This is a genomic window from Nocardioides speluncae (genome assembly GCF_003121585.1).
Lineage (GTDB): Bacteria > Actinomycetota > Actinomycetes > Propionibacteriales > Nocardioidaceae > Nocardioides > Nocardioides speluncae.
This window is the reverse complement of record NZ_QEOO01000001.1, coordinates 37,875-53,166: the sequence shown is the minus strand read 5'-3', so window position 1 is coordinate 53,166 and position 15,292 is coordinate 37,875. Positions and strand designations below refer to the sequence as shown.

General features: G+C 71.0%; 14 protein-coding genes. 8 read left to right on the top strand and 6 right to left on the bottom strand.

Features of this window, described 5'->3' with window-relative positions:
- The first annotated feature begins 30 nt into the window (after positions 1 to 30).
- The 4 genes from DDV73_RS00300 to DDV73_RS00285 all read left to right on the top strand — a co-directional run bounded on the left by DDV73_RS00300 (position 31) and on the right by DDV73_RS00285 (position 3,248).
- Positions 31 to 1,509: a sensor histidine kinase gene (locus DDV73_RS00300; protein WP_109505253.1), complete on the top strand. Its 1,479-nt coding sequence runs from the start codon at positions 31 to 33 to the stop codon at positions 1,507 to 1,509.
- Positions 1,506 to 2,168: a response regulator transcription factor gene (locus DDV73_RS00295; RefSeq protein WP_109505252.1), complete on the top strand. Its 663-nt coding sequence runs from the start codon at positions 1,506 to 1,508 to the stop codon at positions 2,166 to 2,168. The genes DDV73_RS00300 and DDV73_RS00295 overlap by 4 nt, the downstream gene beginning before the upstream one ends.
- Before the next feature lie 67 nt (positions 2,169 to 2,235).
- Positions 2,236 to 2,559, top strand: coding sequence for a hypothetical protein (locus DDV73_RS00290; protein ID WP_154402543.1), 324 nt, complete (start codon positions 2,236 to 2,238; stop codon positions 2,557 to 2,559).
- Positions 2,559 to 3,248, top strand: coding sequence for a response regulator transcription factor (locus DDV73_RS00285; RefSeq protein ID WP_109505250.1), 690 nt, complete (start codon positions 2,559 to 2,561; stop codon positions 3,246 to 3,248). The genes DDV73_RS00290 and DDV73_RS00285 overlap by 1 nt, the downstream gene beginning before the upstream one ends.
- 53 nt (positions 3,249 to 3,301) lie before the next feature.
- On the opposite strand, the gene DDV73_RS00280 is transcribed toward DDV73_RS00285, so the two are convergent.
- Together DDV73_RS00280 and DDV73_RS00275 are read right to left on the bottom strand one after the other, a co-directional pair.
- On the bottom strand, positions 3,302 to 4,066 hold the full coding sequence (locus DDV73_RS00280; RefSeq protein ID WP_109505249.1) for a 2-phosphosulfolactate phosphatase: 765 nt from the start codon (positions 4,064 to 4,066) through the stop codon (positions 3,302 to 3,304).
- A gap of 10 nt (positions 4,067 to 4,076) precedes the next feature.
- Positions 4,077 to 4,991: a homocysteine S-methyltransferase family protein gene (locus DDV73_RS00275; RefSeq protein WP_109505248.1), complete on the bottom strand. Its 915-nt coding sequence runs from the start codon at positions 4,989 to 4,991 to the stop codon at positions 4,077 to 4,079.
- A 70-nt stretch (positions 4,992 to 5,061) separates the two neighbouring features.
- Between DDV73_RS00275 and DDV73_RS00270 the strand changes: the two genes are divergently transcribed.
- Positions 5,062 to 5,673 (top strand): TetR/AcrR family transcriptional regulator, encoded by a 612-nt coding sequence (locus DDV73_RS00270; protein WP_161962242.1) that lies wholly within the window; start codon positions 5,062 to 5,064, stop codon positions 5,671 to 5,673.
- Between the two features lies 1 nt (position 5,674).
- On the opposite strand, the gene DDV73_RS00265 is transcribed toward DDV73_RS00270, so the two are convergent.
- Positions 5,675 to 7,642: a M13 family metallopeptidase gene (locus DDV73_RS00265; protein ID WP_109505246.1), complete on the bottom strand. Its 1,968-nt coding sequence runs from the start codon at positions 7,640 to 7,642 to the stop codon at positions 5,675 to 5,677.
- Positions 7,643 to 7,736: 94 nt separating this feature from the next.
- Between DDV73_RS00265 and DDV73_RS00260 the strand changes: the two genes are divergently transcribed.
- Both DDV73_RS00260 and DDV73_RS00255 read left to right on the top strand, forming a co-directional pair.
- Positions 7,737 to 9,146, top strand: a complete 1,410-nt coding sequence (locus tag DDV73_RS00260) for a hypothetical protein (RefSeq protein ID WP_109505245.1) — start codon at positions 7,737 to 7,739, stop codon at positions 9,144 to 9,146.
- A 116-nt stretch (positions 9,147 to 9,262) separates the two neighbouring features.
- A complete protein-coding gene (locus tag DDV73_RS00255) occupies positions 9,263 to 9,610 on the top strand; it encodes a hypothetical protein (protein WP_154402542.1) in 348 nt (115 codons plus the stop codon).
- Here DDV73_RS00255 and DDV73_RS00250 read toward each other — a convergent pair.
- On the bottom strand, positions 9,607 to 10,572 hold the full coding sequence (locus DDV73_RS00250) for an NADPH:quinone oxidoreductase family protein (protein WP_109505243.1): 966 nt from the start codon (positions 10,570 to 10,572) through the stop codon (positions 9,607 to 9,609). The genes DDV73_RS00255 and DDV73_RS00250 overlap by 4 nt on opposite strands.
- Before the next feature lie 336 nt (positions 10,573 to 10,908).
- Here DDV73_RS00250 and DDV73_RS00245 point away from each other — a divergent pair, with 336 nt between their 5' ends.
- Complete coding sequence (locus tag DDV73_RS00245; protein ID WP_109505242.1) at positions 10,909 to 12,375, top strand: hypothetical protein; 1,467 nt, start codon at positions 10,909 to 10,911, stop codon at positions 12,373 to 12,375.
- Between the two features lie 68 nt (positions 12,376 to 12,443).
- Here DDV73_RS00245 and DDV73_RS00240 read toward each other — a convergent pair whose 3' ends face one another.
- A complete protein-coding gene (locus DDV73_RS00240; protein WP_109505241.1) occupies positions 12,444 to 13,661 on the bottom strand; it encodes a M15 family metallopeptidase in 1,218 nt (405 codons plus the stop codon).
- 195 nt (positions 13,662 to 13,856) lie between these two features.
- Entirely contained in the window at positions 13,857 to 15,284 is a 1,428-nt protein-coding gene (locus DDV73_RS00235; RefSeq protein ID WP_109505240.1) for an MFS transporter, read from the bottom strand.
- Between the last annotated feature and the right edge of the window lie 8 nt (positions 15,285 to 15,292).

Genomic DNA, 15,292 nt, shown 5'->3' with positions numbered 1-15,292 from the left:
AGGGGGACGACTCGGTTCTACCCTGGTGCGATGAAGGTCCTACGCGCGGCCACGGACGCCTTCGGCTCGGTGCGGGCGCGGATCATGGCGTGGGTGATCGTGCTGACCGCGCTCGCGATGACCGGCGCGGCGGGTGCGGCGTACCTGCTGGAGACGGAGCGGATCGACCGCCGGATCGACCGGTCGCTGAAGCAGGAGATCGACGAGTTCACGTCGTTCCAGCGCACCGGCGTCGACCCGGAGAACGGACAGTCGTTCACGACGATCGACCGGCTGCTCGAGGTTGCGCTGTCGCGCAACGTCCCCGACGAGCACCAGACGCTGGCCGCCTTCGTCGGCGACACCGACGCCCCGCTGGCACCGGTCGGCGGCGAGCTGACGCTGCACAACGAGCCCGGCTTCCGCGACGCGGCCACCTCCTCCGATCGCCCACGGTACGGCGACTACGAGTCGGCCGACGGTCAGGTCCGGTTCGCCGCGATGCCGGTCGTGAAGGGCGAGGAGCGCGGCACGTTCGTGGTGGCGGCGTTCACCGAGCGCGAGCACGCCGAGCTGGCCGAGACCATCCGCACCTACATCGCGGTGGCGGTCGTTGCGCTCGCCCTGGTCGCGCTGGTGGGCTGGCTAACCGCCGGCCGGCTGCTGCGGCCGGTGCACGACGTACGCCGGACCGCGGAGCGGATCAGCCAGACCGACCTCGCCCGCCGGATCGCGGTCACCGGCCGCGACGACGTCTCGATGCTGGCGCGGACCTTCAACGACATGCTGGACCGGCTCGAGGACGCGTTCGCCAACCAGCGCCGGTTCCTCAACGACGCCGGCCACGAGCTACGGACCCCGATCACGATCGTGCGCGGCCACATCGAGCTGCTCGACGTCGCGGACCCGGAGGAGGTCACCGAGACCCAGGCACTGGTGCTCGACGAGCTGGACCGGATGAGCCGGCTGGTCGAGGACCTGGTCGTGCTCGCCAAGGCCGAGCGGCCGGACTTCCTGCGGATCGGGCGGGTCGACGTCGGCCAGCTCACCGAGGACGTTTTCGACAAGGCGCGCGCGCTCGGCGACCGGGACTGGCGGATCGACGAGCTCGCCGGGGCGACCGTGACCGGCGACGGGCAGCGGCTGACCCAGGCGCTGGTGCAGCTCGCCGAGAACGCGGTGAAGTTCACCCAGGACGGCGACGAGGTGGCGATCGGCTCGGCCGCGTCCGGCGACCTGGTGCGGCTGTGGGTCCGCGACACCGGGCCAGGCGTGCCGGCCGGCGACGAGGAGCGGATCTTCGACCGCTTCCAGCGCGGCCCGGGCTCGGCACGCGCCGACGGCTCCGGGCTCGGGCTGGCCATCGTCCGGGCGATCGCCGAGGCGCACGGCGGGCGGGCCTGGCTCGACAGAAGTCCCGACGAGGAGGTATGCCGCGGCGCCAGGTTCGTGCTCGAGATCCCCGGTGCGGCCGCTCCCGGCGGCGGCCCCCGCGCCGGCGTCGTACTCACCGACGGTGCGGTCCCGTGAACCGGATCCTGATCGCCGAGGACGAGGAGCGGATCGCGTCGTTCGTCGCGAAGGGCCTGCGCGCCCACCACTTCACGCCGACGGTCGTGGGCGACGGAAAGGTGGCGCTCGACCACGCCCAGAGCAGCCAGTACGACCTGCTGGTGCTGGATCTCGGGCTGCCCAGCCTGGACGGGTTCGGCGTACTCGACCGGCTGCGGGCCGGCGGCAGCACGATGCCGGTGGTGATCCTGACCGCCCGCGGATCGATCGACGACACGGTCGCCGGCCTGGAGCGCGGGGCCGACGACTACGTGACCAAGCCGTTCAGCTTCGACGAGCTGCTGGCGCGGATCCGGCTGCGGATCCGGGACGCCTCCGGGCCGCCGGCCACCACGATCACCGCCGCCGACCTCATGCTCGATCTGCGCACCCGCCGCGCGGTGGCCGGCGGACGCGAGGTCGAGCTGACCGCACGCGAGTTCGTGCTCCTGGAGACGCTGCTGCGGCACCCCGGGCAGGTGCTGTCCCGCGAGCAGCTGCTGAGCCGGGTCTGGGGCACCGACTTCGACCCCGGCTCCAACGTGGTCGACGTCTACATCCGCTACCTGCGGCTCAAGATCGGCAGCGAGCGGATCGAGACGGTCCGCGGGATGGGCTACCGGTTGCAGCGGCGGTGAGTCCAGATGAGAAGAACCTCATCTTGTTCTCATCGGGATCGTCGCTGAGTCAGGGATGGTGGTCGCCATGAACGAGCCGACAAGGATCACCGCGATCACCGTGGCCGGCCTGCTGGTCGGCGGTGCGCTCGCGGGCGTCGTACTCGGGCAGGTGGACCAGCCGCCGGACCTCGGTGAGCCCGTGGTCGTGGAGACCACTCCGACCCAGACGACGTCCAGTACGCCGAAGCCCCGGCCCAAGCCGTCGCCGAGCACACCGAGCAACCGGGGCGATGACGACGACCGCGGCGGCGACGACGACGGTGACGACGGTGGTGACGACAACCGCGGCCGCGGGAACGGCGGCGGTGATGACGATGACCGCGGCGGCGATAACGACGGTGACGACTAGTGAGCAGGGTGCTGATCGCCGAGGACGAAGAGCGGATCGCGTCGTTCGTCGCCAAGGGGCTGCGGTCCAACGGGTTCACCCCGACCGTGGTCGGCGACGGACGCTCCGCACTCGGCTACGCGCTGACCGCCGAGTTCGACCTGCTCGTGCTCGACCTCGGGCTGCCTGAGCTGGACGGCTTCGACGTACTGGCCGAGCTGCGCGCGGCCGGCAGCTCGATCCCGATCGTGATCCTGACCGCCCGCGGCTCGGTCGAGGACACCGTCGCCGCGCTCGAAGGCGGCGCCGACGACTACGTCAGCAAGCCGTTCCGCTTCGACGAGCTGCTGGCCCGGATCCGGCTCCGGCTGCGCGACGAGCGGTCACCGGAGGTAACCGTGCTGCGCTGCGAGGACCTGGTCCTGGACCTGCGCACCCGCAAGGCCGCGGTCGGCAACCGGATCGTCGAGCTCACCGCCCGCGAGTTCGCGCTGGTCGAGACGTTCCTCCGCAATGCCGGCCAGGTGCTCTCCCGCGAGCAGCTGCTCAGCCAGGTCTGGGGCTTCGACTTCGACCCCGGCTCCAACGTCGTCGACGTCTACGTCCGCTACCTGCGCCGCAAGCTCGGCCAGGACCGGATCGAGACCGTCCGCGGCATGGGCTACCGGCTCCGCGCTCAGCCGGCGACACCTGCCGCGTCGACCGGATAGTCCAGTACGTTCGACATCATTTTCGGCCGGAAGTTGATGCGAAACGTACTGGACTATCCGGGCTGTGCCACGTAAACGCCGTCCACTAGAAGCGGTACGGCGTGACTGACGTCGAGCTGGGCAGCGACCTCGACGTCGTCGGCGAAGCCGGCCTCGGCCAGCTCACGGGCGCCGGCGCAGGCTCCGAGGTCCTCGGCGAGGCGTGACTCGACCGCTCGGTACGACGCCTCCGCGACGCGCGCCTCCGGGCTGAGGCCGGTGACGCCGAGGTCGGCCAGCGCGGAGAGCACGGCGCCGGCTCCCCAGAGATCCTCGACGCAGGGGCGCAGCGAGCCGTCGGGCCAGCGCTCACCGGCGGCGATGACGGTCACGGATTCGGCGGCCAGCGTCGCGACGTACGCCGCGACGGCGCGGCGGTTGCGCAACGACGCGCCCAACACGATCGCGCCGGAGTCGGCCAGGCCGAAGCTGATCGCGGAGCCGTTGGGGCTCGGCAGCACCAGCCGCTTCAGGCCCTCGGCCGCCGCCACGCTGGCCGGCGACAGGCTGACCTCGGCACCGGCGGTCGTGGACCGCGCCTCGAACCGGCCGACCGCGAGCGTCGCACCCTGCTCCTCGGCGTACGCCGCCGCTCGATCGTCGCGCCACCGGAACGGCAGCACCTCGATCCCGCGCTCGACCGCCACCGACAGCGTGGTGGTGAAGGAGAGGACGTCGACCACCACCGCGATGTCGGCCGCTGTCGCCGCTGCCCCGGTCGGTCCCCAGTCGAACCGGACCGCGTACTCGCGCTGCGTGTGGGCCGGGTCGAAGCTCATGGGGCCAGTCTCAGGCAACGCCCCACATCGCGGCGACGTGGCGGGCGTCGGTGCCGCAGCAGCCGCCCACCAGCGCCAGGTTCGGCAGCGACGGCCGCAGCGCGTGCTGGGCGGTAGCGAGCGCGACCGGGTCACCCTCGTCCAGCTCGGTGGCCGCGTCCAGCTCCTCGTGGCTCATGCTCGAGGCGTTCGCGCGAAGCCCGCCGATGCGCGAGCGCCACGATCCGGGCTCGGCGAGCCCGGGGGCGATGTGGGTGGGGTGGGCGCAGTTGACCATGAAGTAGTCCGGGCCACCCTCGGCGTCGACCTCGGCGACTGCCGCCGCCAGCGTGGTCCCGTCGGGCAGCCGGCCGTCCTGCTCGACGGTGAAGGAGACCGCGACCGGCAGCCCCGCCGCCCGGGCCGCTCGCACGATGCCCACGGCCTCGCCGGTGCCGGTGAGGGTCAGCACGGTCACCAGGTCGGCGCCGGCCTCGGCGAGCGCCTCGATCTGCGGTGAGTGGTACGCCGCGGCGTCGTCCGGGTCGACCGCCTCGCCGGCGACGTACCCGTCACCACGGGGCCCGAGGTTGCCGCTGACCAGGACCGACACGTCACCCGTGTCGTCGCGCAGCCGCTGCAGCAGCCGCACCGCGTCCTGGTTCACCCGGCGGAGGTCGGCCGCCGAGTAGCCCAGCCGCTCGCCCCAGTCGGAGCTGGCCCGCCAGGTCGGCGTCTCCAGCTGGACCGCCGCGCCGACCCGCCCGGCGATCGCGACGTACCCGCCGTAGTAGCGGAGCAGCAGCTCGCGGCCGCGCTCGTCGTCGAGGAGCGGGAAGGCGGCGAAGTCCGGCAGGTCCACGCCGTGGTGGTAGATGAGGTCGGTCTCCAGCCCGCCGTCGGTGACAACGGGTTTGCCCGAGAGCTGCGGCAGGGTCGTGTTCATGGTGGGCTCCGAATCGTTCCAGACTGATTGGTCTGTTTTAGCAGACTGCCTGGTCTGGTACAACGGTTTTGTGCCAAGAGACGGAACAGCCACCCGCGAGCGGATCCTGCAGACCGCCGAGCGACTGATGACCGAGCAGGGCTACCAGGCGACCTCGCTCGACGAGGTGATCGCGGAGTCAGCCAGCTCGAAGGGCGCGTTCTTCCACCACTTCAGCTCCAAGCACGACCTCGCCCTCAAGCTGACCGAGCGGTACGCCGCCCGCGATCTCGAGCACCTCGATGCCGGACTCGCCGCGGTCGCGGAGATCGACGATCCGGCGGCGCGGCTGGTGGCGTTCCTCCGGTTCTACGAGGACGGCGCCGACGAGCTGATGTCGGAGCAGTCCGGCTGCCTGTACGCCAGCGTGCTCGCCGAGCGCCAGTTCACCGGCAGCGACATCAACCGGCTGGTCACCAAGGCGACCGTCGCCTGGCGCGACGCGATCGTGGACCTGCTGCGGCCCGCACTGGCCGGCCGCGCCGCCGTCGCGGGGATCGACCTCGACGCGCTCGCCGACCACCTCTACACGACGTTCGAGGGCGGCTTCATCCTGTGCCGCACGCTCGAGGACGCCTCGGCGATGCGGGCCCAGCTTCGGGTGTACCGCCAGCTCGTCGAGGCGCTCCTCAGCGCGGGCTGAGCTACCAGATCCGGACCCGGTCGGCCTGGTCGAGCCAGAGGCCGTCACCCGAGGCGGTGCCGAAGGCGTCGTGGAACTCGTCGAGGTTGCGCACGATGTTGGCGCGGAACTCCGGCGGGCTGTGCGGGTCGATGGTCAGGAACTGCTGCTCCTGCTCCTTGCGCCGCTTGGTGCGCCAGCAGAACGCCCAGTTCATGAACAGCCGCTGCGAGCCGGTGGCGCCCTCCACCTCCGGCGCCGCCTCGTCGCCGAGCGAGATCAGGTACGCCTTGTGGCCGATGGTCAGGCCGCCGAGGTCGCCGATGTTCTCGCCGACGGTCAGCGAGCCGTTGACGTGCTCGCCGGGCAGCGCGCGCGGCTCGAAGCCGTCGTACTGCTCGATCAGCGCCTTCGACTTCACCTGGAAGGCCTGCTTGTCGTCGGCGGTCCACCAGTCGTGGAGGTTGCCCTTGCCGTCGTACTGGGCGCCCTGGTCGTCGAAGCCGTGGCCGATCTCGTGGCCGATCACCGCGCCGATGCCGCCGTAGTTCTCGGCCGCGTCGGCGTCCGGCGCGAAGAACGGCTTCTGCAGGATGCCGGCCGGGAAGCAGATCTCGTTGGTGCCGGGGTTGTAGTAGGCGTTGACGGTCTGCGGCAGCATGAACCACTCGTCGCGGTCGACCGGCGAGCCGATCTTGGCCAGCTGCCGGTCGGTCTCGAAGGCCGACGCGGCAGCGACGTTGCCGAGCAGGTCGTCGGCGCGCACCTGGAGCTTGGAGTAGTCGCGGAACTCGTCGGGGTAGCCGATCTTCGGCCGGAACAGGTCCAGCTTGTCGAACGCCCGCTGCTTGGTCTCCTCGCTCATCCAGTCCAGGTCGGTGATCGACTGCCGGTAGGCCTCGATCAGGTTCGCGACCAGCTCGTCCATCAGCGCCTTGGAGGTCGGCGGGAAGTGGCGGGCGACGTACTCCTTGCCGACCGCCTCGCCGATCGCGCCCTCCACGAACGACACTCCCCGCTTCCACCGGGCACGCAGCTCCGGGGTGCCGTTGAGGGTCCGGCCGTAGAAGTCGAAGTTGAGCTCGACGAAGTCGTCGGTGAGGTACGCCGCGCTGGCACGCAGCACCTTGGCCACCAGCCAGACACGCCAGTCCTCGACCGGCACCTCGTCCAGCACCGTCGCCAGGTGGGTGAGGTACGACGGCTGCCGGACGCAGGACTCGGCCAGCGTCTCCTCGGAGCCGCCGAGGGCGGCTGCATAGACGGCCCAGTCGAAGTTCGGCAGCGCCGCGCGCAGTTCCTCCGCAGGGGTCAGGTTGTAGGTCTTGATCACGTCGCGGGTCTCGGCCCGCTCCCAGTGGCCCGCAGCCAGCCGGGTCTCGATCCGCAGCACCGTCTGCGCGGCCTCTGCGCCGTCCTCCCGGCCCGCAAGCGTGAACAGCTCGGTCAGGTATGCGACGTACTTCTCCCGGACCTCGGCGAACTTGTCCTCGCGGTAGTAGGACTCGTCGGGCAGGCCGAGGCCGCCCTGGCCGATGTGGAACAGGTAGCGGTCGGAGTTGCGGTCGTCGGTGTTGACGTACGACGAGAAGAGGCCGCCGCCGCCGATCCGCTCGAACTCGCCCAGGAACGCCGCCAGGTCGGCGGTCGTCGCCAGCTCGGACGCGCCGGTCAGCAGCCGCTGGATCGGACGGAGGCCCTTCTTGGCGATCGCCTCCTCGTCCATGAACGAGGCGTAGAGGTCGCCGATCTTGCGGGCGTCAGCGGTCAGGCCCTCGGCGCCGTCGGCCACCTGGGCGGCGAGGTCGAGGATGATCTCCTTGACCTGCTCCTCCGCGGTGTCGACCAGCTGGATGAACGGGCCCCAGCTCGACCTGTCGCTCGGGATCTCGACCGTCTCCAGCCAGGTGCCGTTGACGTAGCCGAACAGGTCGTCCTGCGGACGGATGGCGGGATCCATGCCCTCCCGGGCGTCATCGAGAATCGTCACGCGCGCAAGCCTAACCGGCACCGGGTGGCCGCCGGTCGGCAAATATTCGGTGAAACCGCCACGGAGCGCCCGGCCGGTCCCCTTGGATACAGGCGTGAAGTTTCTACGCACGCTCGCAGTCGTCCTCGCCGCGGTGCTGGCCATCGGGCTGGCCATCGGGCTGGCGCAGCCGGTGAGTGCCGGCCCACCTGGCACCTGGTCCCGGGTCTCGGCTACCACCGCGATCTCGTACGGCGACCACGCGACGTACCGGACCGCCGACGGAGTGGTGCACCTGGTCTATCGCAAGCCGGGCAGCAGCTCCGGCTCGGCGTACGGCCACACCGCGATCAGCCCGTCCGGCCGGGTGATCCGGCAGAACACCCTGCTCAACAACTGGCACACGCTGACCGTCGCACCGCAGCTGGTCCCGGCCCCCGGCGGCGGCATCCGGCTGATCTTCCAGGGGCGCCGCGTCACCGACGACGCCGAGCCGTACGGCGACCTGGCGACGTACACGGCCATTGCGCCGGCGTCCGGCGCCAGCTGGGTGCTGCAGACCGACCAGATCGGCGGTGGCGACGTACCGACCGGCGACCTCGCCGCGACCACGCTGAGCAGCGGCACCCCGGTCGTCGCCTGGTCGAACTTCACCATCGGCGGCCCCGACGACGGCGGCTGGATCAAGTGGCGGTCGGGCTTCGGTCCGGGCGGGATCAACCACATCCACCGCGAGGTGCAGGCCCAGAACGCGGAGCTGGTCCGCGACGGCAGCAAGGTCTGGCTGAGCTGGTACGAGGACGGCGGTACGGCGACCACGCGCGGCTACTTCGTCAAGCAGCTGCTGCCGAGCGCCGGTCCGGTGAAGCGGGCGCCCGGCTCCAACGAGCACATCAGCGCCAGCCCGCTGGCCGCCCGCGCGAACGGCGGCGCCTACCTCGCCTACTGCTACGGCCAGCGGGACCCGGTCACCGGCTGCAAGCGGATCGCGCTGTGGCGGATCGGCACCGCGACGCCGCGGACGCTCGCGGCGTACAACGTCGGCGACCTGGCGCTCTCGCGCGGCCCGAGCGGCCGGCTCTGGCTGAGCTGGCACAGCTCGGACAACCTCGTCGCGGTCCGCACCAACAAGGCGGCGACGGCGTTCGGGCCAGCGCGCACGATTAAGACCAACGGCGTGCCGTGCTGCTGGACCGGCCACGCGGCCAACGGCTCACGGAGCCTGCTCGACGGCTTCGTCAGCACCTTCTCCGGCGTCTACCACCAGCAGGTCAAGCCCGGCCTGCGCCTGTCGGCGACCCCGGGCCGGTGGAACGGCGACCGCTCCCGCGTGGTCACCTTCCGAGTCAACGACGCCGGCGACGCGGTGTCGGGTGCCCTCATCAAGGTCGGCGACCGCCGGTGTACGACGAACAGCACCGGCCGCTGCACCATCCGGTTCCCGCAGATGAACCCCCGGCGGATGACCGCGAAGGCCACCAAGTCCGGCTACCACCCGGCCACCCGGCCGCTGCGGGTTACCTGACCAGGCAACACGTCCTGACAGAATCTGGCGGATGCGCGCCCCTGCCCCGTCGCGGACTGGCCTCGTCGGTCGGTGCCGCCGCCGTTGTCGTCGGACTCGCGCTGCCGATCACTGGCTTGTGGACCCGCTCGCAGACCTGTGTGGGCGGCGACGAACCCGACTGCTTCGAGGCTGGGTACGCCGGCTGGCAGGCGATGGCGGCGCTGGTCCTGGTCGTCGGGACGCTCGTGCTCTGGCTGCTCGGCGTGTTCCGGCCGTGGCTGATCACGGTGCTGGCGACGCTGCTGGTCAGCGGTGGCTACGCCACCGCCCAGAACCTGTGGTGGCCGATCCCGGGAGAGGCTGACCCATCGGGTCGAGCCGGCATCCCGGTCGTGGCCGCGGTCGTGATCGGCGTCGTCAGTGGGGCTGTCGCCGCGGCGGCGTCCGTCGGGCCGCGATCCTGGCGCAGGGAGCGGGCCTAGCGCAGCCTCACCACAAGCTTGCCCATCGCCTTGCGGGCGTCCAGGTCGGCGAGGGCCTGGCCGAACTCGTCGAAGGCGTACGTCGCCCCGATGGACGGCTTGATGGTGCCGTTCTCCATCAGCGGCAGCAGCTCGGCCCACTGCTCCTGCATGTAGCCTTGCCGGATCATCGCGTAGGCGCCCCAGCCGACGCCGCGGACGTCGACGTTGTTGAGCAGCAGCCGGTTGACCTTGACCTCGGGAATGCCCTCGCCGCTGGCGAAGCCGACCACCAGCAGCCGGCCCTGCGGCGCGAGCACGCGCAGGCTGTCGGTGAACACGGGTCCGCCGACGACATCCATCACGAGGTCGACGCCCTGGCCGCCGGTCAGCTCCTTGACCGCGTCCTTGAAGCCGTCGACCCGCACGACCTCGTCGGCGCCGGCCGCCTTCGCCACCTCGGCCTTCTCGTCGCTGCTGACCACGGCGATGCTCTTCGCGCCGTACCCCTTGGCGACCTGGATGGTCGCGGTGCCGACACCGCCGGCGGCGCCGTGCACGAGCACCGTCTCGCCCTCCCGGATGCCGCCACGCTCGACCAGCGCGAAGTGCGCGGTCAGGTAGTTCATCGGCAGCGCCGCACCCTCGTCGTACGACAGGCTGTCGGGCAGCGGGAACACGAAGTCGGCCGGCACCGCGACCCGCTCGGCGCCGCCGCCGTACGGCAGCACGCCGACCACCCGCTGGCCGGGCTCGAAGCCGTCCGGCCCGCTCACCACCGTCCCCGCGAAGTCGACGCCGAGCGTGAACGGCGGCTCGGGCTTGAGCTGGTACTCGCCCTTGCTCAGGAGCAGGTCCGGGAAGCTGACGCCGACGGCGTGTACGTCGATCAGCACCTCGTGCGGCTGGGGTGCGGGCTCGTCCACCTCTCGCACCTCGATGGCGGACGGACCTGACGGGGTGACTACCTGGGCTGCGCGCATGAATCGGAGACTAACCCTCCTGGCAGCGGCGTAGCGGGCTCCGAGACGAGGCTCACCCGGCGCAGCAAATTGTGGCCACCTGGGCAGGGTCGACCTGCCCGAGCGGGCAGGCGTCGGCTGCCCGCGACGGGTGCCGCCGCTGCCCGAGCCCGCCTCCGCCCCGCGTAAAGCGCCCGCCGAGGCTGGGGTCGGCGCTCGCAAGTGGGTATCTCAAGTACCCAGCACTGGGGCGGTCCCCAGTTACCTGTATTGCGCACGGTCTGCACAGACTCCTTAGGCATTCGAAAGTCCCAGGTCACAAAGCTGGGACGACCCACCACACTCGGAGGTATTGGGATGAGGCTGCCCATAAGGCCGCTCACTCTGTTAGCAACCATCGCGCTCGCTCCCGGCCTGCTCCTCGCCGGCGCGTCGGCGCAGGGCACGGCAGCGCCGAGCCCGTCCGGCCCGGAGGCCGCCAAGCGCGGCCCGGCCGGCACCTGGACCAAGCTCAACACGGCCGGGATCAACAACTTCTCGGCGCCCACGTTCTACCGGGACACCGACGGCATCCTGCACATCCTGCACGTGCAGGAGTCCGGCGACCTGTACGACATCCGCGAGAACGAGGTCGGCAAGAACGGAACGCGCATCAAGAGCCGGACCGCCCTGAACAACTGGGAGGCGATCGACGACCCCGCGGCGATGGCGATGTCGGGCGGCGGCGTCCGGCTCGCGTTCGGCGGGCAGCGCACCGACGACACCGACGAGTACTACTCGAAGGGTCAGATGTACACCGCCACCTCGGACGGGACCGGTACCTGGACCCTGCCGCACGAGCGGCTCGGCCAGTCGAACACCGCCTATGGCAGCTACGGCACCGGCGCGGTGACGACCTCGTCCGGCACCCCGGTGGCGGCGTACGCGCTCAACGGAGACCTGACCTGGCACACCGGCACCCTTCCCGGGGACACCGTCGGCACCGACGAGCGGCACAACGTCGGCAGCGGCAGCATCTATCACACGACGCTGATCCGCGACGGCAGCAAGGTGTACGCCGCGTGGTACGCCAACGGCAGCGCGGCCTCGAAGCAGGGCATCTTCGTCAAGCAGATCGAGCCGACCGTCGGCCCGACCATCAAGGCGCCCAAGTCAACGGTCACCTTCGCCGGCAAGCCCTCCTCGCTCGAGCCCGGCGGCCCGGTCGCGATGGTCCGGCGTACGACCGGCGGCGTCTACCTCGCCTACTGCGTCGGCTACCCGTCCTGCTCCTACATCGGGATGTGGAAGCTCGGCACCTCGACGGTGTCGAAGGTTCCGGGGTCGGCCAACGCCAGCACGAACATCTCGCTGGCTGCCGCTTCCGGCGGGCGCATGTGGGTTGCCTGGGAGAAGGACGACAAGGTCTACGCCACCCGTACCGCGGCGAGGGGCCTGCGCACCAGCTACACCCGGGTGCTGCCTGCCCCGCGCGGCAGCGGCGGCTTCATCTACGGCGTCTACCTCGGCAGCAGCTACAGCCGCGGTGAGCTCGTGGTCAACACCGGCACCGGCTTCTACCACCAGCAGCTGGTGCCCGGGCTGTCCCTGTCCGCCAGCCCCGTTCGCTGGCGGGCCGGGAAGGCGCAGGTCGTGAAGTTCCGTGCCACCGACGCCGGGAAGCCGGTGGCGGGCGTGCTCGTGAAGGCCTTCGGCAAGAAGTGCCGGACGAAGGCGACCGGGTACTGCAAGATCAGCTTCCCGAAGATGTCTGCTCGGCGAGGCAAGGCAGTCGGCATCAAGAGCGGCTACTTCAAGGCGACGCGGACGCTCCGCATTCGCTAGCCGCCAGTCGCTACAACAAACGGTCGTGGGTCTGAGCGTGCGCTCAGGCCCACGACTCGTTGCGGCGGTCAGCGCGGGTCGACGATGGCGTTCATCTCGAAGTGCATCGGGTCGGTCCAGGACCAGCGGCCGCCCCACGTGAAGCCCCACTTCTCGAAGATCGCCACCACCTTACGGTCGATCTCGCCGACGGTGCCGCGCTGGTTGCCGGGGACGTTGAGGTCGAGCGCGATTCCGAAGGCATGCAGGGAGAGCTTGTTGGTGTTGGCGATGAAGCGCGGGTAGTAGCAGCCGGCGTACTCGTCGGGGTGGATCTTGGACGCCATTCCCTGCCCCTGGATCTCGCTCAGCGCCGCCCGCAGCTGCGGGAAGATCACCTTGTGGCAGGTCACGCTGCCGAGGATCGGGACCACCTCGCTGCGGATGTTCTCGTTCACCCAGGCCGGGTCCGGCGCGATCCTGCCGCCGGCCAGCACGCGGTAGCTGAAGGTGCCGACCGCGGCCGCGACCGAGCCACCGGTCAGGAACGCGGTCTGTACGGCGTCGATGTCGAGACCGAGCCGGGCCACCACGTCGAGGTTCTGCACCGACGCCCGCTTGCCGACGATCTTCTCCACCGGCTTGCGCACCGCGGCCGGCGAGTGGATGCCGGTCGTGATCAGCAGCGCGTTGCCCAGCCGCATGCCGAGCTCCTCGCCCCACTTCTCGTTGACGACCGCGTCGATCTGCTCGGCCTGCGGAGAGTAGGCACCGACGTGCACGCGCGGGGCGTCGGCGTCGTTGCCGAGCCGGACGTAGCCCTCGTCGTCCTCGAGCTTGGACTTCAGCTCCGGCAGGATCGCGACCTCGCCGCCGGCGACCCGGTCCCAGATCTCCTGCAGCTTGGCGGCGTTGGACGGGGTGAAGTTGCGGTACGTCGCGGGGTCGATCGCCGCGACCATGATCAGCTCGTTCTGGATCGAGGCCTGCGCGAGCGAGATCCGCACGACCGACTCCACGCCCTCGGCCTTCTTGATCCGGTTGACCAGGTCGTCGCTGAGCGGGTGCTGGTCGTAGACGAGCATGTCGGCCGGCGCCGCGACGCCCTTGAACTTCGGCGGCGGGTCTACGGCATGCTCGGGGTCGGCGACCGGGACGGTCGGCGTGCTCGACCCGGACGGCGAGCCCTCACTCGCCGTCTTGTCGACACCCGGCTCGCCCTCCGGCGCCGCGCTGCTGCAGCCCGCGACCAGCACCGCGAGCGACAGCAGTCCCCCGGCGACGGCATGCGTGCGTGACGTCTTCATCCCTCGTTGATCCTCCCCCGAGAAGGGTACGTGTTAGATGGCGAGGTCCGAGGGGTCGCGCGGGCGAGCGTCGCTCAGCGCGTGCGCTGGCAAGGCGCCGGCGCGAAGGCGGGCCGGCGGCCCGTCGAGCGTCGGCAACGCAGCCAGCGTGCGTGAAGAGCGGCGCTCGGTGCGCGAGCCCTCGGACCTCGACATCTATTGCCGCTCGGGCGCCGGGGCAGTGACCACGGCCACGGGTCCCGGGTTGCGGATCGTCAGCCAGGAGACCAGGCCGCCGGCGGCGAGCAGGCCGGCGCAGATGATCGTCGCGAGCCGGAAGCCGTCGTCGAAGGCCACCGGGTCCTCGTAGTCGGTGCCGGACAGGCCGACCGCGAGCGGCAGAGCGGCCACGGCGAGCAGGGAGCCGGTCCGGGCGACGGCGTTGTTGATGCCGCTGGCGACGCCGGCGTGGCGGTCCGGGGCGGCGGCGAGCACGGTGGCGGTCAGCGGCGCGACCATCATCGCCAGACCGATGCCGAAGACGCTCAGCCCGGGCAGTACGTCGCGCCAGTAGCTGGTGGTCGAGTCGATCGCGAGCATCATCAGCAGACCGACAGCCATCAGCAATGGCCCGGCGGTCATCGGGATCCTCGGCCCGATCCGGCTGCCGAGCGCGCCGAACCGCGCGGCGAGGAACAGCATCGCGATCGTGACCGGCAGCGTGGCCACTCCGGCGGCCAGCGCGCCGTACCCGGCGACGGTCTGCAGCTGCAGGACCAGGAAGAAGAAGACCGCGCCGAGGGCGGCGTACACCAGCAGCGTCATCGCGTTGGCCGCCGAGAACAGCCGGGTGCGGAACAGCTCGAGCGGCATCATCGGGTGCGGGCTGCGCGCCTCGACCACCACGAACGCGACACCGGCGACCACGCCGGCGATGCCCGCGGCGAGCGCGCCGCGCTGACCCCACTCGATCAGCGCGTACGTCGTGCCGCCGAGCGCCGCGGCCGCCAGGAACGCGCCGGCGACGTCGAACGACTTCGAGAACTCCGGGTCGCGGGTCTCCGGGACCGCACGCAGCGTGACCAGCACGGTCGCTGCTGCCAACGGCAGGTTGATCAGGAAGATCCAACGCCAGGACGCGTAGTCGATGAGTACTCCGCCGAGGAACGGCCCTAGCGCCGCCGCGATCCCGCCCAGGCCGCTCCACGCGCCGATCGCGCGGGCCCGGTCGAGCGGGGTGAACGCGCCCTGGATCATGGCCAGGCTGCCCGGCGTGAGCAGCGCCGCGCCGATGCCCTGCAGCAGCCGGGCCACGATCAGCAGCTCGGCGTTGGGCGCCAGCCCGCACAGCAGCGAGGCGAGCGCGAACCAGACCGTCCCGACGACGAAGATGAACCGCCGCCCGAACCGGTCGCCCAGCGAGCCGCCGAGCAGGATCAGGCTGGCCATCGTCAGCAGGTAGCCGTTGTTGATCCACTGCAGCTCGGCCATCCCGGCGTCGAGGTCGTCGCCGATCGTCCGCAGCGCGACATTGACCACGGTGCCGTCCAGCAGCGTGAGCCCGGAGCCGAGCGTGGCCGCGCCGACCACGGCGTACCCGACGCGCGAGGAGTAGCGAATCTCTCCTGCGGCGGCCTCGGTCATGCCGTCCA

Excerpts from the sequence above, each read along its gene's own strand:
- DDV73_RS00280 (WP_109505249.1), bottom strand. The coding sequence starts at position 4,066 with ATGAGCTTCGACCCGGCCCACACGCAGCGCGAGTACGCGGTCCGGTTC.
- DDV73_RS00240 (WP_109505241.1), bottom strand. The coding sequence starts at position 13,661 with ATGAAGACGTCACGCACGCATGCCGTCGCCGGGGGACTGCTGTCGCTC.
- DDV73_RS00300 (WP_109505253.1), top strand. The coding sequence starts at position 31 with ATGAAGGTCCTACGCGCGGCCACGGACGCCTTCGGCTCGGTGCGGGCG.
- DDV73_RS00235 (WP_109505240.1), bottom strand. The coding sequence starts at position 15,284 with ATGACCGAGGCCGCCGCAGGAGAGATTCGCTACTCCTCGCGCGTCGGG.
- DDV73_RS00245 (WP_109505242.1), top strand. The coding sequence starts at position 10,909 with ATGAGGCTGCCCATAAGGCCGCTCACTCTGTTAGCAACCATCGCGCTC.
- DDV73_RS00250 (WP_109505243.1), bottom strand. The coding sequence starts at position 10,572 with ATGCGCGCAGCCCAGGTAGTCACCCCGTCAGGTCCGTCCGCCATCGAG.
- DDV73_RS00275 (WP_109505248.1), bottom strand. The coding sequence starts at position 4,991 with ATGAACACGACCCTGCCGCAGCTCTCGGGCAAACCCGTTGTCACCGAC.
- DDV73_RS00290 (WP_154402543.1), top strand. The coding sequence starts at position 2,236 with ATGAACGAGCCGACAAGGATCACCGCGATCACCGTGGCCGGCCTGCTG.